Raw genomic sequence first — 18,395 nt, 5'->3', positions numbered from 1 at the left:
GCATTGTTCACAATTTCAATGAAGATCAGTAAACTCATAGATAGTTTTGGCGTTACCACTTTTGAGACTTTTATCAAGGGAAGGGAAGAAGTGATCCTTCGCCAGACAGATGAGATCACGGAGATCTCTACGCCTGTGATCCGCGTATGGGATGGTATATTGGCCTTACCTATCATCGGCACTTTGGATAGCTCCCGTACACAGGTGGTAATGGAAAATCTGCTGAATGAGATCGTAGCAACAGGTAGCAGCATCGCCATCCTGGATATATCCGGTGTGCCGGCTGTGGATTCGTTGGTAGCCCAACACCTGATTAAAACCGTTGCGGCAACACGCCTGATGGGTGCGGATTGCATTATCAGCGGTATACGCCCCGAAATTGCACAAACCGTGGTGCACCTGGGTATTGATCTCTCCAATATTATTACTAAGGCAACTTTGGCCAGCGCCTTAAGATATGCTTTTGCCGTGCTGCAGTTAGAAGTAAGGAAAACATCAGTAAAAGAAAAAAACAGTTTGTAATTGAATATGGATAGGATACCTGTTCTCCAAATGGGCAAATTTCTGCTTGTGACTATCCAGGTAGATTTGTATGACCGTTTGGCCCTGAATTTAGAAAGTGACCTGGTGCAGATGGTAAGCAAAACCGGAGCAAGGGGTGTGTTGATCGATATATCAGCGCTATCTATAGTAGACTCATTTATGGGCCGCATTATTGGTAACATTGGTAATATGAGCAAGATCATGGATGCTGAAACTGTGGTGGTGGGAATGCAGCCTGCAGTGGCCATTACCCTGGTAGAGCTGGGCCTGGAGCTGAAAGGCGTAAGCACGGCATTGAACGTAGAAAGGGGAATGGAATTGTTACACAGGAAAATCGGTTCTTTAGAAGACACCACAGAGGAGGAAGAACACGATGATAGTAGTACTGACTAAAGATTCAATGATCATTCAGAAGGAACAGGATGTAGTGCCGTTCCGTAACCGCGTAAAGGAGTATGCCGTTAAGATCGGTATGAGCCTGGTGAACCAGACAAAGCTGATAACGGCCGCTTCGGAGTTGGTACGTAATATGCTTAAATACAGCAATGGCGGCAATACCATAATAGAAGTAGTAAGCAAAGGAAGGGAGAACGGCATCCGTTTATCTTTTATAGATAAAGGACCTGGTATAAAAGATGTGGAGCTGGCTATGAAAGACGGTTATTCCACCGGCCGGAGCTTAGGACTGGGCCTGCCCGGCGCCAAACGCCTGGTCAGTGAATTCGATATTAAGAGTGCTGTAGGCAAGGGTACTACGGTTACCATTACTAAATGGAAAAATGGTTAATGCAGTTCATCTTCGCTTTAAGGCAACCGACAGGAGCTACTTTGCGATACTAAAGAAAGAGATCCATTCCCTGGCAGCCGGCGCGGGATTTACGGCAAAAAAATTAGGGGAGATAGATATTGTGGTGGCAGAGATTGTTTCTAATCTTGCCAAATATGCCACGGATGGGGAGCTGCTGGTAAAGCTGGTGGAAGAAGATCATCAGCAGGGTATTGAGCTGATCTCCATTGACAGTGGCCCCGGCATGGCGGATGTTCCAAAGATGATGGCGGACGGCCATTCCACTGCCAACACATTAGGGCACGGCCTGGGTTCCATAAAACGCCTGTCCAACAAATTTCAGATCTATTCTTTAAAAGGATGGGGCACCATTTTGCACTGTGCTATTTTCAATAAAGCATTACCGGCCAATGCCAAACCTAAGAATATTGAGATCCGCTCCCTGATCGTACCTAAACCGGGTGAAACCGCCTGTGGAGACGGATTCCATTATAAAGAGACCAAAGAATATATTAAGCTGTTCCTTGGAGATGGCTTAGGCCATGGACCGGATGCACAAAAAGCCGTGCAGGCCGCCATTGAGGCGTTCAGGATCTGTCCGGACCACAGTCCGCTGGAAAACCTGCGTTTCATACACCGGGAAGTAAAAAGAACAAGGGGCCTGGTAGGTACAGTGGTGGTATTTGACCTGAAGGAAAAGAAATGGAGCATCTGTGGTATTGGCAACATTCTCACCAAGCTGCAGGGTGTTGCCTTCTCAAAAAGTTATTTAGCATATAATGGTATTATCGGGTTAAATATTCCCAATACCATGAAGGACCAGGAAATAGCATATGAAAAAGGACAGCACCTGATCATGTGCAGCGATGGAATTAAATCGCGCTGGGACCTGCTCCGTTACCCGAATGTGCTCCGCTATGATCTTACGGTGATAGCCGCCGCCCTGTTAAAAGATTTTGCGCGTAATAATGATGATATGTCTATTGCTGCTTGTAAAATAAATATATAAATGATGCTGGACCTGGTAAAAGTTACGCTTAGTAATGAAATGGATCTGATCCTGGCGCATAAGCGGTCCATGAAACTGGCAGAGCTGGCGGGGCTGTCCCTTTCCGCTCAAACCACTTTTGCCACCGCAGTATCTGAAGTGTCCAGGAATGCTATCGAGCATGGGCAGAATGGTTACCTGGTCTTAAGTGTATCTGCTCAGAAACGGGAACGGTATATTGTAGCCCGTGTTACAGATGAAGCGCATAGTGTACAATCCAACCAGGGACTGGAATATGCCAAGCGCCTGGTGAATAAATACAGCATTACCACCATCGGTAAAGAAACATCCGTAGAGCTTTACTATGCCTTACCGGCCGCAGAAAAAATAGACCACCAAAAGATAGATGACTGGCGGAATATGTTCCGCAATGAGCCGGCCATTTCCCCCTATGAGGAGCTGAAGCGAAAGAACGAGCTGCTGCAGGAGCTGTCGCAAAAGCTACAGGAGAATGAAAGCCAGTATAAAACACTGACCGATACTTTACCCATCATTATTTTTTCATTGAACCTGCAGGGTGAGCTGATCTATGCCAATGAATGGCTGTACAACTTTACCGGGCAAACCATTGCGCAGCTGAACCAAACTAAATGGAGGGATGTGGTGCATGCAGCCGACTATGATGCCTTTAGCCTTTTACTGACGCACCGGATCACTGCCGGCGCTTCTGCCATAAAGGCCCAGTGCCGCCTGCGGCATATAAATGAAAAGGAATACTACTGGCACCTGGCCGCATTATCGCCCCTGAAAGATGATAAAGGACAACTCCTGTACTGGATCGGTTACCTGGTAGATATACATGCGCAAAAGGTAGTGGAGCAAACCCTGGAAAATAATAAGGCGCTGCAGGAGGCGCAAACCCAGTTAAAAGAGAATCAAACTTTGCTGGAAGACAATATTTCTGAGCTGAACCGCAGCAACCAGGAGCTGCAGCAGTTTGCCTTTGTAGCCTCTCACGACCTGCAGGAGCCTATTCGCAAGATCAGCTTTTACAGTGATTACTTCCTGAATAAATACGCCGATAAAATAGATGATAAAGGAAAGGACTACCTGAAGGGCATGTTATCCGCCTCGCACCGTATGCGTAACCTGATCCACGACCTGCTGGCCTTTTCCCAGGTAGAGAAAAAACAGGTGGAGTACCGGCACATTAACCTCAACCACGTAATACAGGACACCCTGCAGGACCTGGAGATCATGATCCGGGAAAAGGAAGCCAATATTGAGATCACGGCCCTGCCCTCTATTGATGCCGATGAAAGCATGATCCGCCAGCTGTTCGGCAATATCATCAACAACTCCCTGAAATATTCCAAGAACGATCAGCGGCCGCAGATCCAGGTTACCAACCGCTTAAACACCCATTACCTGGAGATCTTTATTAAGGATAATGGAATAGGGTTTGATGAAAAGTATCTGCCCAAAATGTTCACGCTTTTTCAGCGCCTGCATACCGGGGATAAATATAAAGGCACCGGTTTGGGCTTAGCCATTTGCAGGAAGATCGTTGCTTTGCATAACGGGGCCATCACCGCCTCCGGCAAAGTAAATGAGGGCGCCACTTTCAGGATCACCTTACCACTCAACCAATAAATGCGAATAACTGATAGTATTATCTATGGAAAAAGGATTTCCTAAAATTATGATGGTGGATGACGATGCGGAAGACCGCCAGATCATTAAAGATACCTTTGAAGATCTGGGCTACGGCGCTATGATCCATTTTGAAGAGAACGGGGAAGAAGCCGTGAAATACCTGCAGCAAAGCGCCCCCCTGTTACCTTCCCTTATTATCCTGGACCTGAACATGCCGAAAATGAACGGTACGCAAACCCTGCGTTTCTTAAAGGGAAATGGAACGTTTGCCGGTATTCCCGTTATTATTTTCTCCACCTCCCTGAACCCTATTGAGCGGGATGAGTGCCTGGCTTTAGGCGCACATTCCTATGTAATAAAACCTATTTCCTATACCCAAACGGTAGATGTTGTTAAGCACTTCTATAATTTATGCAATGAGCTAAGCAAGGCCGGATCTCCCTCAAAGGATTAACATTTTATATACCTGCCAATAGGGTTTGTGCGTATTTTTACCCGGTAATGAAAAATATTTTCCCGGTTAGTGCAGCTGTTAAGGGCGCTGTTAGTGCTATAAATGTTTCTTGCACCCGGTTTTTAGTTAAATGACTTGTTTTCCATGAACATGAAGCAACTGGTATTCCTTTTAGGGGCACAGGTGTGCCTGTATACTGCCATCCATGCGCAGCAAACACCATTGAACGGCGCTACTGCGGCCGGCAGCAATCTTGATTATGTAGATCCTACCATTGGGAATGTGGGCCAGCTGCTGGAACCCACCCGCCCTACGGTGCAGCTGCCCAACCAGATGATACGCATGGCGCCTATGCGGAAAGATTTCCTGGATGATCAGGTCTCCGGCTTTCCGCTGAACATTGTTTCCCACCGCATGGGAGAAGTATTTTCCCTGAAGCCGGTGGTAAAACCAGTTACCAAAGAAAGCTGGCGCGCACGGCTTACCTACGACCAGGAAATTACCCGGCCCTGGTACTACAGCACCTGGCTGGTAGATGATGAGGTAAAGGTGGAGTTTACGCCCGGCGCCAGAACCGGCATTTACCGGTTCACCTTCCCCGCTGCCGGCGATAAGGCGCTTTTACTGGGCGTGTATAATGATGGCCCATCGGAGTATAAATTTTTATCGGATAAGGAGCTAACAGGTATAGAAACCTACCACGATGAGATTAAGGTATACCTCTATGGCCGGTTCAGCACCGGCGGCGCCACCGGTATATGGGACAACGGGCAGCTGCAGGCAGGTACAGAAAACAGCGGGCAGCATGTAAGATCCGTGATCAGCTTCCCGGCTGCCACCAAAACCGTTGAATTTAAATACGCCATCAGTTATGTAAGCGCAGCGCAGGCTAAAAAGAATTATGAGGAAGAGATCAGCCGGCCCAGCTTTGAAGCAGTAGCTGCCAATGGTAAAAAACTATGGGCAGCAGCCATGGGCCAGATAAAGGTAGAAGGCGGCACCACTGCGCAAAGACGCTCTTTCTACACTGCATTGTACCGCTGTTATGAAAGAATGGTGAACATAACGGAAGACGGCCAGTACTACAGCGGTTATAATAAGCAGGTGAATAAAGATGCGCGTCCTTTTTATGTGGATGACTGGTCATGGGATACTTACCTGGCCCTGCATCCACTGCGCATGATCATTAACCCCAAGGTGGAGGAAGACATGCTGCAGTCTTACGTACGCATGTATGAGCAAAGCGGCTGGGTGCCAACCTTCCCGCTTTTGTTTGGCGACAATCCCTGTATGAACGGGTTCCATTCTTCCATTATATTTTTAGATGCTTACCGCAAAGGGCTGCGCAATTTTGATGTGCAAAAGGCGTATGAAGGTATGCGTAAGAACGCCACCAGTGCCACTATGCTGCCCTGGGAAAATGGCGATAAAACCCGGCTGGATGATTTTTATTATGAGCATGGTTACTTCCCGGCCCTGCACCCCGGTGAAAAGGAAACAGAACCTAAGGCGCATGATTTTGAAAAGCGGCAGGCGGTAGCCATTACACTGGGGCATAGCTATGACGACTGGGCTTTGGGCCAGCTGGCTAAAGACCTTAATAAACAGGATGACTATACGCAGTTCTCCAAACGAGGCATGAACTATAAGCACCTCTGGAACAATGAGCGGCAGTTCTTTTTACCTAAAGATGAAAAGGGCAGCTGGATCAATATAGATCCTAAGTTCGACGGTGGCATGGGCGGCCGTGATTATTATGATGAAAATAATGGCTGGACCTATATGTGGCAGGTGCAGCAGGATGTACCGGGCCTGATTGCTTTAATGGGTGGCAAAAAACCTTTTGAAGACCGGCTGGACCAGCTTTTCCGCGAAGGGCTGGACCGTTCCAAATATGCCTTCTGGGCTAAGTTCCCTGATGCTACGGGTTTGGTAGGCCAGTACTCCATGGGTAATGAGCCCAGCTTTCACATCCCTTACCTGTACAACTTTACGGATGCGCCCTGGAAAACGCAGAAGCATATACGCTTACTGCTGGATGTGTGGTTTAAGGATAACATCTTTGGAGTGCCCGGCGATGAAGATGGCGGTGGTATGATGGCCTTTGTGGTATTTTCTTCCATGGGCTTTTACCCGCTTACACCCGGCTTGCCGCTGTACACTATAGGCAGCCCGGTGTTCAGCAAAGTAACCATTGACCTGCCAAATGGTAAGAAGTTTACGCTTACAGCCAGGAACTGTTCTGTTACCAATAAATATATTCAGCGGGCTACTATGAACGGCAAGGTGCTGAATACGCCCTGGTTTACGCACGATGAGCTGATGAATGGCGGCCAGCTGGTATTGGAAATGGGGCCGGTACCTAATAAAGCATGGGGTAAATAAACGAATGTAAAATGTAAAATTTTAAATCATAAACCGACGAAGGAGGTTCATAGAGACCATTGAAAAGACTTTATGAACGAGATAAATGCAAAAGTGAAATGCCGCGAACATGGGGTCTGTACCCGTTATCGCGGCATTTCACTTTTACATTTGAAATTTTACATTTATAATTTTACATTTTAAAATACGTTACTGCTGCGGCGCTGTCTGGAAAGAAACTTTCTCCACCACCACATCCAGCTTCTTCAGCGCGGCCTGGTCTGATCTTACTTTTTTATCGCCGGTTACCTGGTCATATTGTTTCGGATCACCGGTATTATTAGCTTTTAGCTGCAGGGTTACGCCTTTTTTATCCATAGCGCCACCGTCCCAGCTATCGATCATACCGCCGTTGGTCCAGTCGAAACCATTGATGCGGAACGCACGGCCGTTGATCTTCACCAGCTTTTCCAGCGGATCGCCGGGTTTAATACCAAAGGGCGATTTCCATTTGGAGTGCTCATGGGTAAAGGTTACGAGCTTGCTTTTATCTTCTTTAAATACTACTTCCATTTCATTATCCGTGTCGGGGAACACATAGTAGCCGGTTCCCAGGTCATTACCTTCCAGGTCCTGCGCCGGGCGGGCTGCTACATTTTCCTTCCCAAATTTTTCCGCCAGCTGCTCAGGGCTGGTTAAGGGAAAAATATTACGCACATCCCAGTCGTACGGGTCTGCTGCCGGCGCGGCTGGTGCAGCGGGCGTGGCCGCAGTCGGTGTCGTGGCAGCCGTAGCAGGGGCGCTGGTTTCCTGGGCGCTGGTACCGGGTGTTACCGGCTGCCCGGTGGGGGCGGTAGAAGTAGCCGGTTGCGGCTGGGCAGGTGCGGCCGGTGGTGTGCCGGGAGCTACCGTGGCAAATTCACCGGATTTGATCAGGGCTGCTTTTTCTTCTGTAAGGGCTTTGGCCTCCCCTTTAAATTTATTTACTGTATAGGTAGCCAACGGGAACACGTTGTTGGTTTGCAGGTTCATGGCGCGCAGGTTGGCGATCAGCTGCTGCCGGTTACAATCACTGAACTGGTACACGTATTTCAGGGCTGCATCCAGGGCCGCTGGGTCCTTTTTCAGCTCCGTCATGGTTTTATCTATTTCCAGGCCGCCGGCGCCACTGCGCGACATCTGATCGGCTACAAATACCAGGAGGGGATCATTCTTCTGCTGGAACTTCTCTGCTGCTTTGGTAGAAAAATCTTCGGCCACGGCTTCCGACAGCTTTACCTGTGCGCTGACGATCAATGGAAAAATGAGCGCGGCCAATACTAAAATCCTTTTCATGTGTGAGTGGATTGAATAACTGATAATCTAACTAATGGTATAAACGCTTCCGTACTCACTAAATTATGCAATATTTCCGCGCGGGCCGTTTTATTCTTGAGGGGAGTGATCCGGGATTAAAAAGCCTTGCCGGGTTCCAGCATCAGCACCACGCCCTGGTCATGGTCCTCGAGCCAGCCCTCGAGAAAAGTGGCTTTGTCTATTGCTACCAGCCCTTTTTCCGGGTCGGCCATCAGGATCTGGCTGCCGGGCTGCCCGCTGTTATAGTCCTGCGGGGGTATTACCACAAAATGGTTGCGGTTCCAGAGTATAATGCAGGGCAGGGGCGTTTCCTGGTCCAGCTGCTCAAAGGTAACGGAAGCTGCCAGGGTGTTGAATCCCATTTGTTCGGCCGCCAGCCGCAGGTGCAGCAGGGAGGTGCCGTCATGGTCAATGGTAACAAACTGCCGCAGGCTTTCCGGCGTATAGGTTTTACCGTAGTGCCGGGCCACCATCCGTAAACAGGTAGGGCCGCAATCCATTTGTGCTAGCTGTCTATAAATTGGAAAGTCCATGTTTGCTGGGTAATGGCTGTTGCTGTTTCTTTTTTTGAATGGCCAGCTGTGATTCATAATAGCGGCTCATGAAATGGTAGATCACCAGCTCATGTTTGCGCTGGTTGGAGAGCAGCATACGGTTCAGGAACATATGTATATAGCTGGAAAGCTGTTCGTGTACCGGCTGTGCCGCTTTTTGCAGGGCAGCGGTATTGCGCATGGAGCGTAAGGTGAAAATAGCGATCACTTCTTCAATGGCATTTTCTGCATCCTGCTGTGGCTCCAGAAAGCTGCCAAGCTGCCGCATATGCTCCCGGTGCTTATCATTCAGCTGGGTTTGCAGGGCTTTATCGCCGCCAAACTCCTGGAAAAAGCTTTGCTGCATACGCTTTAACAGGGCCGCTTTGGCCGGCAGGTCGTAACCTGCATCCTGCAGCAGCATATCAATACCGCGGGCTGCCAGCAGCCAGCGGTAGCTTTCACCTTCCTCACCTTCCAGCAGGTCTATACAATCAATAACAGCCTGGCTGTCGTAATAAAAAAGCGCTTCGCTCAGCTCCATGGTGGCAGCGCCATAGCGTTCAATTTCCCGCTCGTAGGTATCGGTTTGCAGCTTGTGTACAGCGCCGCTGTCCAGGTCCGGCTGCAGCATGGTATATAATTTTTCCAGCACCGTTTTCCAGAAATCCCTATCCGTGGCATGGTGAAAGCGGATACGGATATGATGCTCCGGATCGCTATACCGTAAAAAGAACCATTGATCAATGGCGCCTGCTGCTACCAGCTCCTCCGTTAAGGGTTTGATCACGGTTTTTAAAATGCGTTCTGCGCTGCTGGTGCCGCAATAGATTTTTACGTATAGCCATTCACTGCCGGTAACAAAACGGCGGGCCGGTAAAGCCGGCTGCCTGGCTTCAGCAGCCGTGGAAGTATTTACCGGCGTGGCTTTGGCGGCTGCGCGGTGCATGGGTATGATCACCTCGTTGGTGTAAGTGCCCTGTGCGCTGGTTACCCAGCCCAGGTCGGCGGTGTTTAAAAATTCCTGCAGCTTTACATGCTCTTTTTTAATAAGCGTAGTGGCCAGCAGCTGCAGGCAGGCAGCATTGTCCAGGTCTATGAACAATTCATTATCGCCTTCCGCGATCACTAAAAAACGCGGCAGGTTCCACTGTTTGCGTATTTTACCAAACAGCGCAGCGTAATCCGGTTTTATATTTTTATCCGTTAGCTCCGGGTAATCTTTTTTATGTAAATGCCAGGTGCATTTGCTCAGGATGATCTTTCCATAACGTACCCGGGGTAAAAAGGGCTCCTGCCCCAGGTGCTCCCAGCTCCAGTAAAGGCCGGAGTGCAGCTGCTGGAACTGCAGGTCGCACAGGAATTTGTAAGCGGGCAAACCGCCTGCGCGGTAGTTATGGGCGGTGCTCAAACGCGGTATCACCCGCTTGTTCAGCTTTTTGGAGCGCAGCACAATCGTATTATTCTGCACGCTTACCATCAGGTCGGCAAGCGGTAGCTGGTGGTCTTCCGGTACGCTGCCATTACCCAGGTACACAATTTCATACTCACGCAGCTGGGGGCGCAGCAAAATGTTGCCTGCCCGGGCTTCCGGCAGGTGTATCACTTCAGCATAAATATAATCCGGGTGCTGGCCGGCTTCTTCCTGTAAACAGTTCTTTACCTGGTCGGTTAATAAGGTATCGCCATGGCAGAAGCGGCCCAGCAAATTGGCGGCAGAAGGGCCGTTGCAGGTGCTTAGCTCAAACAGGTAATCACCGGCATCTATATCCGCAGCGCTTTTGCCCAGCAGGCTGCCCATCAGGTACATACTGTAGGGAAGGTCCGGCGTATCGGTTTCTTTCAGCTCATCCAGGTCTTTATCAGTTAATACAATTTCCGTTTGATGGTTGCGCAGGCATTCATGCAGCTGTTTGAGCTGAAAGTCCTGCAGCTTACCCCAGGAAATGGAACTACTGCCTGTAGTTTTTTGATTTACATAAATATCATCTACCAGCGGCGTATGGTCCGCCTGCCCGCCGGTATGGCCGGCGTATCCTATGCCGGCTTCTGCATCCAGCGCAATGTTCAGGGGTATTTCCTGTTCCTCGTAACGTTCCCGGAAGGCCTGGGAAAATTGTTGCAGGTCAGGATTATTATTACGGCGGCTTAGTTTCCAGAGTGGAATAATTTCCTGTTGAATATTATTAATAACTGTTTGGCTAAGCGTATTATGCTGTGTAGCCAGGAACAGGTCTGTTTGTACCAGGTCTTTACTATTGGTATCCGGCAGCAGCTGTTTTACCAGCGCGTGTGTTTGCAGGTATTTATCAATGCTGGCGCCGGGGGCCTGTAACAGCTGGCGGATGTTTTGGAGCGCTGCGGTAATGGCTTCCGTATTTTGCAGCGTGGCCAGCTTATGAATGAGGTGGTTAAAAAACTCTTCGCCGGTAACGGTGGGTTCCAGCTCGCTTACCAGGATCTGGCTGTCTATCAGCTCCTGTATAAATTCACGTGCTTCGCCTGTAGTAATATCATCGCTCACAATGCTTTCACATAATTGCGCAATGGTAGCGCCCTGCTTTGCCGTTTCTAAAATAGCATCCAAATAATCGGTACAGTTCACGGAGGTAAGATCATAATGCCGGAACTTATTCTTTACCGTAAATGAGGCATAGCGGTAAGCGTTGCCTATCTGGTATAATGAATTATTAGGCACATAGGTGAGCTGTTGCTGTATTTCCGGCAGCTGTGTGATCATGGCGGCCAGTTCTGCCACGTAGTTCATATCCAGCCGGCAATGTTTTTTGTGCTGCTCCATAGGCGCCAGCTCCACGCGGGTAGCTGCAGCTACCTGGCCGGTTGCACAGCCGGCAAATAAGCCATAGGGCGTGCTGCGCGTGCACATGCGCAGTATGTAACGGAACAGCGCAGCCACCAGCTTGTTCACTTCCTTTTCGCCGGTGATAAGGCCCTGTTGCCACTTTTGCAGCTCCTGGCACAGCTCCGGGGAAGCAATGTAAATGGCTTCCAGTAAATAAGGTTGTGTAAAGATCTCTTTCACCCGGTCGTTTAATGCAGACAGGGGAATATCATTAAACTGATCCAGGAATTGCAGGGGTAACAAGGGGGTTCTTATCAGGTAAAAATCTTTAGCAGCTATCATGACGCATCATCATTAAAAAATGAAAATTAGCGCATTTGCATAAAGCCGGATATCCCCTTAAACAGGGATATTTTTAACTTATCTACTTCGAAAAAAGCAGGATCATTTACAAAAATCCCCTTTTTACAGGGGGCGGCTGACTTTTATTTTTCTTTACTTTTAGATACACTGTTATTCCACTGCCACCTAAATCTTGCTACTATGAAACCGTCACCCTCAAAGAAGCTGCTCCTGCAGAAAATTAAAATTTCATCTTTCAGCAAAACCGTTACCACCGGTCCTAAAGAAGCTTACATCCGCACCGTGCAGGTTTGCACTACGCCGGGCGATACCGTTTGCTTCAGCGACTTTGTGGCCTGTAACACGGTTTTGTGTGCATAACGATCACCGGATTCATTTTTCATTTTATAACGCTAAACCGTAAGTCTCATGAAAAAAAGCATGGAGAAAAAATTGACATTGGGCAAAATTAAAATTGCCAAATTAAGCCAGTCAGAACAAGCTAACCGTAAAGGTGGCGCTGCCTTCCGTCCTACTTACACCGGCTGCAGCCTTTACAAATGCCCCCCACCCCCTGAAAGGGAAAATTAACCTTAAAAACAGGATGTTACCATGAAAAAACAACCTTTAAAAAAGCTGCACCTGGGCAAGATAAAAATTGCCAGCCTGAGCCGCTCCAGACAAGAAATGATCAAAGGCGGAGAAGCCATGTTGGTCACTTTTATGAACACCTGCAGTGTACTGTGCCCCACGCGGCCCTGTATCACCCCTCCGCCGCCGGAACAATAATGTTGTTGGAACGTAAACAAGGAAGTGTTGGATCTTAAATCATTTTAACAATGAAACGTAAACCTTCAAAAAAGCTGGGTCTTGCAAAGATCAAGATTGCCAGCCTAAGTAAAGCCAGGCAGGAAGCAGTTAAAGGTGGTGTGGCTACAACATCCTCTATTAAGATCAGCTGCATTAGCCAGGGTGCGCCCATTTGCAGCGATGATTCCTGTATTTTCTAACGTGTTGCCTGTATAAAAAAGGTCCGCCCGGTACGTGGCGGGCCTTTTTAAATGACCCGGCACACAAACCTGTATGTAATGAGAAAGCAAACAACAAAAAAACTAAGCCTGGGAAAAATTAAGATCGCCACCTTAAACAATGCCAAACAGGAAGTGCTGAAAGGCGGCGGGCAAGGTAAAAGCGCGCAATGCGTTTCCTTCGTTATCGCCTGCCTCAGCCAGGGAGCGCCGAACTGCAGCCAGGACATTTGCCGTTATTAGTCTACGGATCACGGACGAGGGGCCACTGTCCATGGATGACAGACCATCGTTTGATAGCGCGCCATTCCTGAAAAACAACCGTGGTCTGTGCGCCATCTAATACCTCAATAGTTCAAGCTTTTTACATCAAAAGAATGCTGTGGACAGCGGACTGTTTTACGTAAACTTTCACTCAACGCAAAACAACCGTGGTCTTTGGACTGTGGTTCACTCGCAAATTTTTCACATTGAAAAATGCCATGGGCCATCGACTATGGACCATGGACTATTAAAAAAACTCATCATGAAAAAGATATCAGAAAAAAAACTGAGCCTGGGCAAAATTAAAATCGCCAGCTTAAGCAAATCCAAACAGGAGCTGGTAAAAGGCGGCATGGCCCTTACCGCAGGCACCTGCAGCGTACTATGCAGCCTGAGGATCTGTACAGATAACATCAGCCAGGGTGCAGAAGTATGCAGCGAAGATTCCTGCCGTTTCTAGGAACGGTTCCATAGCCGGTAGCCTGCTGCTGTTTTACGTTGAACGGGTAGGCAGGCTGCTGCTATAAAGCTTATTTTAAGTAAATTGGTAACGGTCCGCCATCACGGCGGGCCGTTCACTATCTAAGATCATGAATAACCATATAAAGCAGGCCGGCAAGGTATTACAACAGATCAGTCCCATATTGGACAACTTTATTCAACAGGACGGGAACCCTGGCTTATTAAGCGGTTACACCGGCTGCGCATTATTCTACGCCTACTACTATTATCTTACCGGTAAAAAGAAATACCTGAAACAGGTGCATACCGTAATGCTGAAAAGCATACAGGCCCTGTCTGAGCAGGAAATGATGCTTTCCCATTGCAGCGGCATTTCCGGTATTGCATGGAGCATTCAGCACCTCATCAACGCCGGCTTTGCGGAAGGAGATGGGATGCAGGATATTTTTGAAGAAGCAGACGAGATCCTGGGCAACTTTATGGATGAGGACCTGCGCGATAACAACTACGATTTTCTGCACCAGGGCTTAGGTACTGCCATTTATTTTTTAGAGCGCCTGCCGCATCCCACAGCAGTGAAATATTTAAGCGGGGTGGTGCAGCAGCTGGAAAAAAGCGCGGTATCAGATGCGCAGGGCATACGCTGGAAAGACCGCTTTTCACTTACCAGCCGGGAAGAGCTGGAGCGCGGGCAAAGCTGTTTTAACCTGGGCCTGGCGCATGGCATGCCGGCTATTATTACCATCCTGGGCATGATCCACGAAAAAGGTATTGAGGTGGAAACCACCCGCCGCCTGATAGAAGGCAGCCTGCAATGGCTGCTGGCCATTCAGAACCCACCGGCAGAAGGCCTTACCTCTATTTACCCGCCACTGGTAGGCGAGGCCAATGAAGCTATTAACGGCGCACAAAGCCGCCTGGGCTGGTGCTATGGTGACCTGAGCGTGGCAGCTACTTTATGGAGCACCGGCATACGTATAGGCCAGCCCGTATACCAGCAGGCCGCATACACAATTTTTGAACATAGCATACACCAGCGCAACCCCAAGAATGGCAGTGTGCACGACGCCTGTTTGTGCCACGGCAGCGCAGGCATTACCCACATTTACCGGCGCATGGCGCTGCATAACCAGGATGCGCTGTTACTGCAGGGCGCTGATAAATGGCTGCAGGCTACGCTGGAGCTGAACACCTGGCAGGATGGACTGGCCGGGTATAAATTCTTTGCACACCCTGATTATCATAACAGTTATAACCTGCTGGAAGGTATTACCGGGGTGGGGCTGGCGCTGATCGCAGCAGTAGATACACAAACCCAGCCTGCCTGGGACCGCTGCCTGTTATTGTCATAGCACCTTACTAATCTTTTCAAGTACAAAGAGAATTGCTGAAAATTAGCCCTGTTTTTACTATATTACTAGAGTTAATCTAAACCTGTATTCTCGTCTTAGCACATCTGTTAACTGTGCCAAATTGTTAAGACCGTTAAGTAAACTGGAAATAACCATGATCCGCTTATATTTTGTAGATGACCAGCCACTGGTACTGGAAGGGCTGCGTTCCCTGTTACGTTCCGAATCAGATATTGAGCTGGTAGGCCAAACCCGCAACGGACAGTCCTGTTTGTCATTCTTGGTGGACCACAGCACAGATGTGATCCTGATGGGCAGCATACTGCCGGACATTAGCGGCAGCGACCTGTGTGCCACCATTAAAGCCCGCTATCCCGGTATTATGGTGCTGGGCCTTAGCTCTTTTAAGGAACGTAAATATGTAAGCAGCATGATGGATAGTGGCGCCAGCGGCTACCTGTTGAAGAATGCGGATAAGGAGGAGCTGCTGCAGGCCATACACCTGGTGCATGCCGGTAAAACCTATTTATCGTCCGGGGCGGCGCAGGCCATACAGCCGGCAGAGCAGCCTGCCAACGGGCAGCGTAACCCGCATTTGACCAAAAGGGAAAAGGAAATATTGCTGCTGATAGCAGAAGGATATACGAATCCTGAAATTGCAGAAAAGCTGTTTATCAGCGCTACTACGGTAGACAGTCACCGCAAGAACTTACTGGCTAAGCTGAATGCCCGCAATTCCGCCATGCTGGTGAAATGCGCTATTGATAATCAACTGCTGGTGTAAGCGCGTGTGCATTATAAACCACCCGCAGCTGGGGCCTTTTATGAATGTTGTTGAACAGGAACACCCCGCCCAGGGCTAACAGCGTACAAACAAGATTAAATCCAATATGCAGGGGATAAGAGATCTTTCCCAGGATGCCATCGGCGGCGTAAGGGATGTGCGCATAAAAGAAATACAGCGTAGTTAAATACCCGCTGAAAATGAGCAGCTGGAAAAAAGCGGCATACAAGCCCCACTTTTTGGTGGAGGTGATGTGCAGCAGCACTACCGTTAAAAATTCAAAGCCCAGTATAGCTTTTGCCAGCATAGGTTTGTTAATGTTCGTAAGCAGGGGCGACTGGCCCAGGTCCATAATAAATCTATCATAGGCCAGCGCCTTTACCACAGCCGCGTACGCAAACAATATTGTTAGCAGGAAAACTATTATGGCTAACAGGTTACGTCTTTTCATGTGTCCTTTGGAGTATACCCTAAGCTAAGAAAAATTTTCCTGGCAAACAACTTATACGCCTACCATCTCCCTGCGGTCGGCATCCCACACCTTCAGGCGCAGGCAGGCATAAATATCCCCGATCCGGAAAGAGGTGGTTTTAGGTGTTTGCAGGGCCGGGATGGCCTTCATCACTTCCGGCAGGCGGTAAAACGGGATCCGCGCATTCAGGTGGTGAATATGATGATAACCGATATTGCCTGTAAACCAGGCCATTACAGGATTCATTACAAGGTAGCTGGAGGAAAGCAGGGCCGCATCATGGTAACACCAGTCTTCATTGGTATTAAATGACACCCCGGGAAAATTATGCTGTGCATAGAACAGGTAGGCGCCTATGCCGCAGGCAATAAAAAAGGGCACAAAAATAAACAGCAGGGCGGCCTGCCAGCCCAGGAATATAACGGTAAGGGCGATAGCCGCTACGTGCAGCACCATGGCCAGCAAGGAATCCAGGTGTTTGCGGGGGCTGGAAATAAATGATCTTAATGACATGCCCAGCAGGAACATGGAAAAATAACCCAGCGCAATGGTAAGCGGGTGGCGGGTTGCCAGGTAAGCCCGCTGCTGTTTGGGCGGCAACGATAAAAATTTCTTACGCGTGAAAATGGGATAAGAGCCAATATCCGCGCTGAATAATTTGGAATTATGTTTATGATGATAGTCGTGGGAACGTTTCCAGATGCTGGTGGGGGCCAGCACATAAATGCCGAACACGGTCATGATAGCATTGGCCAGGGCGGAATTGTGTAAAATGGTATGGTGCTGATGATCATGATAGATCACGAACATGCGTACGATCAGCAGCCCTGCCAGCACGCTGCTGCAGATCCTTAGCAGCAGATAAGGCAGCATAATGGTGCCGGTTAATGACAGGATCAGCAAAAGCAGCGTGGAAATGGTGTATAACCAGCTCTTAGCTCTGATTTCTGTGGCATATGGCTTGGTGGCCAATATAAGGTCTTTACCTTCTAGCATAGGATAGGAATACAATAATAATTTTAGTTGCGTTTATGTTTCCAACGGCGGTGCGACCATAACCACGTAGCCGGTTGGGTAATAATATCTTTTTCCAGCTGCCTGGTATGCAGCTCCGTAATAGCCCCGTCGGCGGTGCCTGCAGGCTTTTCTACCAGTACCTCTGCCAGCACGGTATAATATCCCCGTTTAATGCGCTGTACGGTTACATACACCACCGGGTTATTCATTTTCTGCGCTATCTTTTCCGTACCCTTGAACACCGGGGTATCCTGGTGCAAAAAGGTCATCCAGTGGGCATTTTGCGGCTGCGGCGTCTGGTCTGCAATAAAAGCCGTGGCATTCACTTCATTCCGGTGGCTTACCATATCCCGGAAGGTATCCTGCATGGCAATTAACTTGGTGCCAAAGCGGGTGCGCATGTTGTATACCAACCCGTTAAAATGCTTATTCGCCAGCGGGTGGTAGATCACGTATAATTGTTGCGGGCAAAGGATACTGAAGGTATTGCCCGCCCATTCCCAGTTGCCTTTATGTCCCATTACCAGGATGGCGCTTTTATTTTCTGCCGCCAGTTTGGTAAAAAGGGCCACCGTGTCCGGGTGAAAGCTGCAATGCTTTACCATGGCGCCTTTACTGATAGTGAGCGTTTTAAAGGTTTCCAGGAAAAGATCACAGAAGTAACGGTAAAATTCTTTGCTGATCTTTTTGATGTCTGCCTCCGTTTTATCCGGGAAGGCATTGCGTAAATTCTGAACAACCACTTTTTTCCGGTAGCCGGCCACGTAGTATAACAACAGGTACACCCCGTCTGATAGTAGGTAGAGTAGCGGAAATGGCAGCAGCGATACCAGGTAAATGAATGGCAGCGCCAGCCAATAAAGGAATAGGGACAATGTACTAAAGTTGTAAATTCCGGTAAATGCGTGAAAATAATATATTATTTATTAATAATCATATTATAGGGATAATATTAACATATATTTTTCTCCCTTTTAGCCCCTGTTCTTTAATTGCCCGATTTGTGGTAAATTTAAATACACCAGCAACCCAAAACTTTGACAACTTTCTTCCTCAATAACAACCTTTTACACACCGATATGCCCCCCGGGATGTTGCTGCTGGATTTTATCCGTTATCACCAGCATTTAACCGGGACTAAAATTGGCTGTAATGAGGGTGATTGCGGCGCCTGTACGGTGCTGGTCGGC

General features: G+C 48.6%; 22 protein-coding genes. 16 read left to right on the top strand and 6 right to left on the bottom strand.

From position 1 onward, the window contains the following. The 7 genes from VIM87_RS16570 to VIM87_RS16540 all read left to right on the top strand — a co-directional run. The coding region (locus tag VIM87_RS16570; protein ID WP_331998069.1) for an STAS domain-containing protein at window positions 1–522 on the top strand (522 nt) is incomplete at its 5' end. A 6-nt stretch (window positions 523–528) separates the two neighbouring features. Beyond that, a complete protein-coding gene (locus VIM87_RS16565) occupies window positions 529–936 on the top strand; it encodes an STAS domain-containing protein (protein WP_331998068.1) in 408 nt (135 codons plus the stop codon). Beyond that, window positions 917–1,330 (top strand): anti-sigma regulatory factor, encoded by a 414-nt coding sequence (locus tag VIM87_RS16560; RefSeq protein ID WP_331998067.1) that lies wholly within the window; start codon window positions 917–919, stop codon window positions 1,328–1,330. Before VIM87_RS16565 ends, VIM87_RS16560 begins: the two co-directional genes overlap by 20 nt. Further along, a complete protein-coding gene (locus tag VIM87_RS16555) occupies window positions 1,323–2,339 on the top strand; it encodes an ATP-binding protein (RefSeq protein WP_331998066.1) in 1,017 nt (338 codons plus the stop codon). Before VIM87_RS16560 ends, VIM87_RS16555 begins: the two co-directional genes overlap by 8 nt. Further along, window positions 2,340–3,971, top strand: a complete 1,632-nt coding sequence (locus tag VIM87_RS16550) for an ATP-binding protein (RefSeq protein ID WP_331998065.1) — start codon at window positions 2,340–2,342, stop codon at window positions 3,969–3,971. 25 nt (window positions 3,972–3,996) lie between these two features. Then, entirely contained in the window at window positions 3,997–4,428 is a 432-nt protein-coding gene (locus tag VIM87_RS16545; RefSeq protein WP_331998064.1) for a response regulator, read from the top strand. A gap of 144 nt (window positions 4,429–4,572) precedes the next feature. Continuing rightward, window positions 4,573–6,813, top strand: coding sequence for a GH92 family glycosyl hydrolase (locus VIM87_RS16540; RefSeq protein ID WP_331998063.1), 2,241 nt, complete (start codon window positions 4,573–4,575; stop codon window positions 6,811–6,813). A gap of 189 nt (window positions 6,814–7,002) precedes the next feature. Here VIM87_RS16540 and VIM87_RS16535 read toward each other — a convergent pair whose 3' ends face one another. From VIM87_RS16535 to VIM87_RS16525, 3 genes are all read right to left on the bottom strand, one after another. Further along, window positions 7,003–8,127, bottom strand: coding sequence for a hypothetical protein (locus tag VIM87_RS16535; RefSeq protein ID WP_331998062.1), 1,125 nt, complete (start codon window positions 8,125–8,127; stop codon window positions 7,003–7,005). 116 nt (window positions 8,128–8,243) lie between these two features. Beyond that, window positions 8,244–8,681, bottom strand: a complete 438-nt coding sequence (locus tag VIM87_RS16530) for a cysteine peptidase family C39 domain-containing protein (RefSeq protein WP_331998061.1) — start codon at window positions 8,679–8,681, stop codon at window positions 8,244–8,246. Then, complete coding sequence (locus VIM87_RS16525) at window positions 8,662–11,826, bottom strand: lantibiotic dehydratase (RefSeq protein ID WP_331998060.1); 3,165 nt, start codon at window positions 11,824–11,826, stop codon at window positions 8,662–8,664. The genes VIM87_RS16530 and VIM87_RS16525 overlap by 20 nt, the downstream gene beginning before the upstream one ends. A gap of 201 nt (window positions 11,827–12,027) precedes the next feature. Here VIM87_RS16525 and VIM87_RS16520 point away from each other — a divergent pair, with 201 nt between their 5' ends. The 8 genes from VIM87_RS16520 (at window position 12,028) to VIM87_RS16490 (ending at window position 15,716) form a co-directional block, all read left to right on the top strand. After that, window positions 12,028–12,207 (top strand): hypothetical protein, encoded by a 180-nt coding sequence (locus VIM87_RS16520; RefSeq protein WP_143081116.1) that lies wholly within the window; start codon window positions 12,028–12,030, stop codon window positions 12,205–12,207. A gap of 48 nt (window positions 12,208–12,255) precedes the next feature. Next, window positions 12,256–12,417: a class I lanthipeptide gene (locus VIM87_RS31410; protein WP_202909339.1), complete on the top strand. Its 162-nt coding sequence runs from the start codon at window positions 12,256–12,258 to the stop codon at window positions 12,415–12,417. Between the two features lie 21 nt (window positions 12,418–12,438). Then, the gene (locus tag VIM87_RS16515; protein WP_217602535.1) at window positions 12,439–12,615 is read left to right on the top strand and encodes a class I lanthipeptide; all 177 of its coding nucleotides are present in this window, start codon (window positions 12,439–12,441) and stop codon (window positions 12,613–12,615) included. A 50-nt stretch (window positions 12,616–12,665) separates the two neighbouring features. Then, window positions 12,666–12,836 (top strand): class I lanthipeptide, encoded by a 171-nt coding sequence (locus VIM87_RS16510; RefSeq protein WP_156093027.1) that lies wholly within the window; start codon window positions 12,666–12,668, stop codon window positions 12,834–12,836. Between the two features lie 78 nt (window positions 12,837–12,914). Further along, window positions 12,915–13,097 (top strand): class I lanthipeptide, encoded by a 183-nt coding sequence (locus tag VIM87_RS16505; protein WP_331998059.1) that lies wholly within the window; start codon window positions 12,915–12,917, stop codon window positions 13,095–13,097. Window positions 13,098–13,380: 283 nt separating this feature from the next. Further along, complete coding sequence (locus VIM87_RS16500; protein WP_331998058.1) at window positions 13,381–13,578, top strand: class I lanthipeptide; 198 nt, start codon at window positions 13,381–13,383, stop codon at window positions 13,576–13,578. Between the two features lie 130 nt (window positions 13,579–13,708). Next, window positions 13,709–14,932: a lanthionine synthetase C family protein gene (locus VIM87_RS16495; protein WP_331998057.1), complete on the top strand. Its 1,224-nt coding sequence runs from the start codon at window positions 13,709–13,711 to the stop codon at window positions 14,930–14,932. 154 nt (window positions 14,933–15,086) lie between these two features. Next, a complete protein-coding gene (locus tag VIM87_RS16490) occupies window positions 15,087–15,716 on the top strand; it encodes a response regulator transcription factor (RefSeq protein ID WP_331998056.1) in 630 nt (209 codons plus the stop codon). On the opposite strand, the gene VIM87_RS16485 is transcribed toward VIM87_RS16490, so the two are convergent. From VIM87_RS16485 to VIM87_RS16475, 3 genes are read right to left on the bottom strand one after another with little or no spacing between them, the layout of a single operon-like run. Continuing rightward, the gene (locus VIM87_RS16485) at window positions 15,691–16,167 is read right to left on the bottom strand and encodes a MauE/DoxX family redox-associated membrane protein (RefSeq protein WP_331998055.1); all 477 of its coding nucleotides are present in this window, start codon (window positions 16,165–16,167) and stop codon (window positions 15,691–15,693) included. The genes VIM87_RS16490 and VIM87_RS16485 overlap by 26 nt on opposite strands. Before the next feature lie 51 nt (window positions 16,168–16,218). Further along, on the bottom strand, window positions 16,219–17,184 hold the full coding sequence (locus VIM87_RS16480) for a fatty acid desaturase family protein (RefSeq protein ID WP_331998054.1): 966 nt from the start codon (window positions 17,182–17,184) through the stop codon (window positions 16,219–16,221). Window positions 17,185–17,207: 23 nt separating this feature from the next. After that, complete coding sequence (locus VIM87_RS16475) at window positions 17,208–18,080, bottom strand: lysophospholipid acyltransferase family protein (protein WP_331998053.1); 873 nt, start codon at window positions 18,078–18,080, stop codon at window positions 17,208–17,210. A 204-nt stretch (window positions 18,081–18,284) separates the two neighbouring features. Between VIM87_RS16475 and VIM87_RS16470 the strand changes: the two genes are divergently transcribed. Continuing rightward, window positions 18,285–18,395: 2Fe-2S iron-sulfur cluster-binding protein (locus VIM87_RS16470; protein WP_331998070.1), on the top strand; the 111-nt coding region annotated here is incomplete at its 3' end.

It is taken from the genome of Chitinophaga sp. (assembly GCF_036569125.1).
In the GTDB taxonomy this organism is placed as follows: domain Bacteria; phylum Bacteroidota; class Bacteroidia; order Chitinophagales; family Chitinophagaceae; genus Chitinophaga.
The sequence above is the reverse complement of the archived record's forward strand: the minus strand, read 5'-3'. Positions and strand labels throughout refer to the sequence as shown.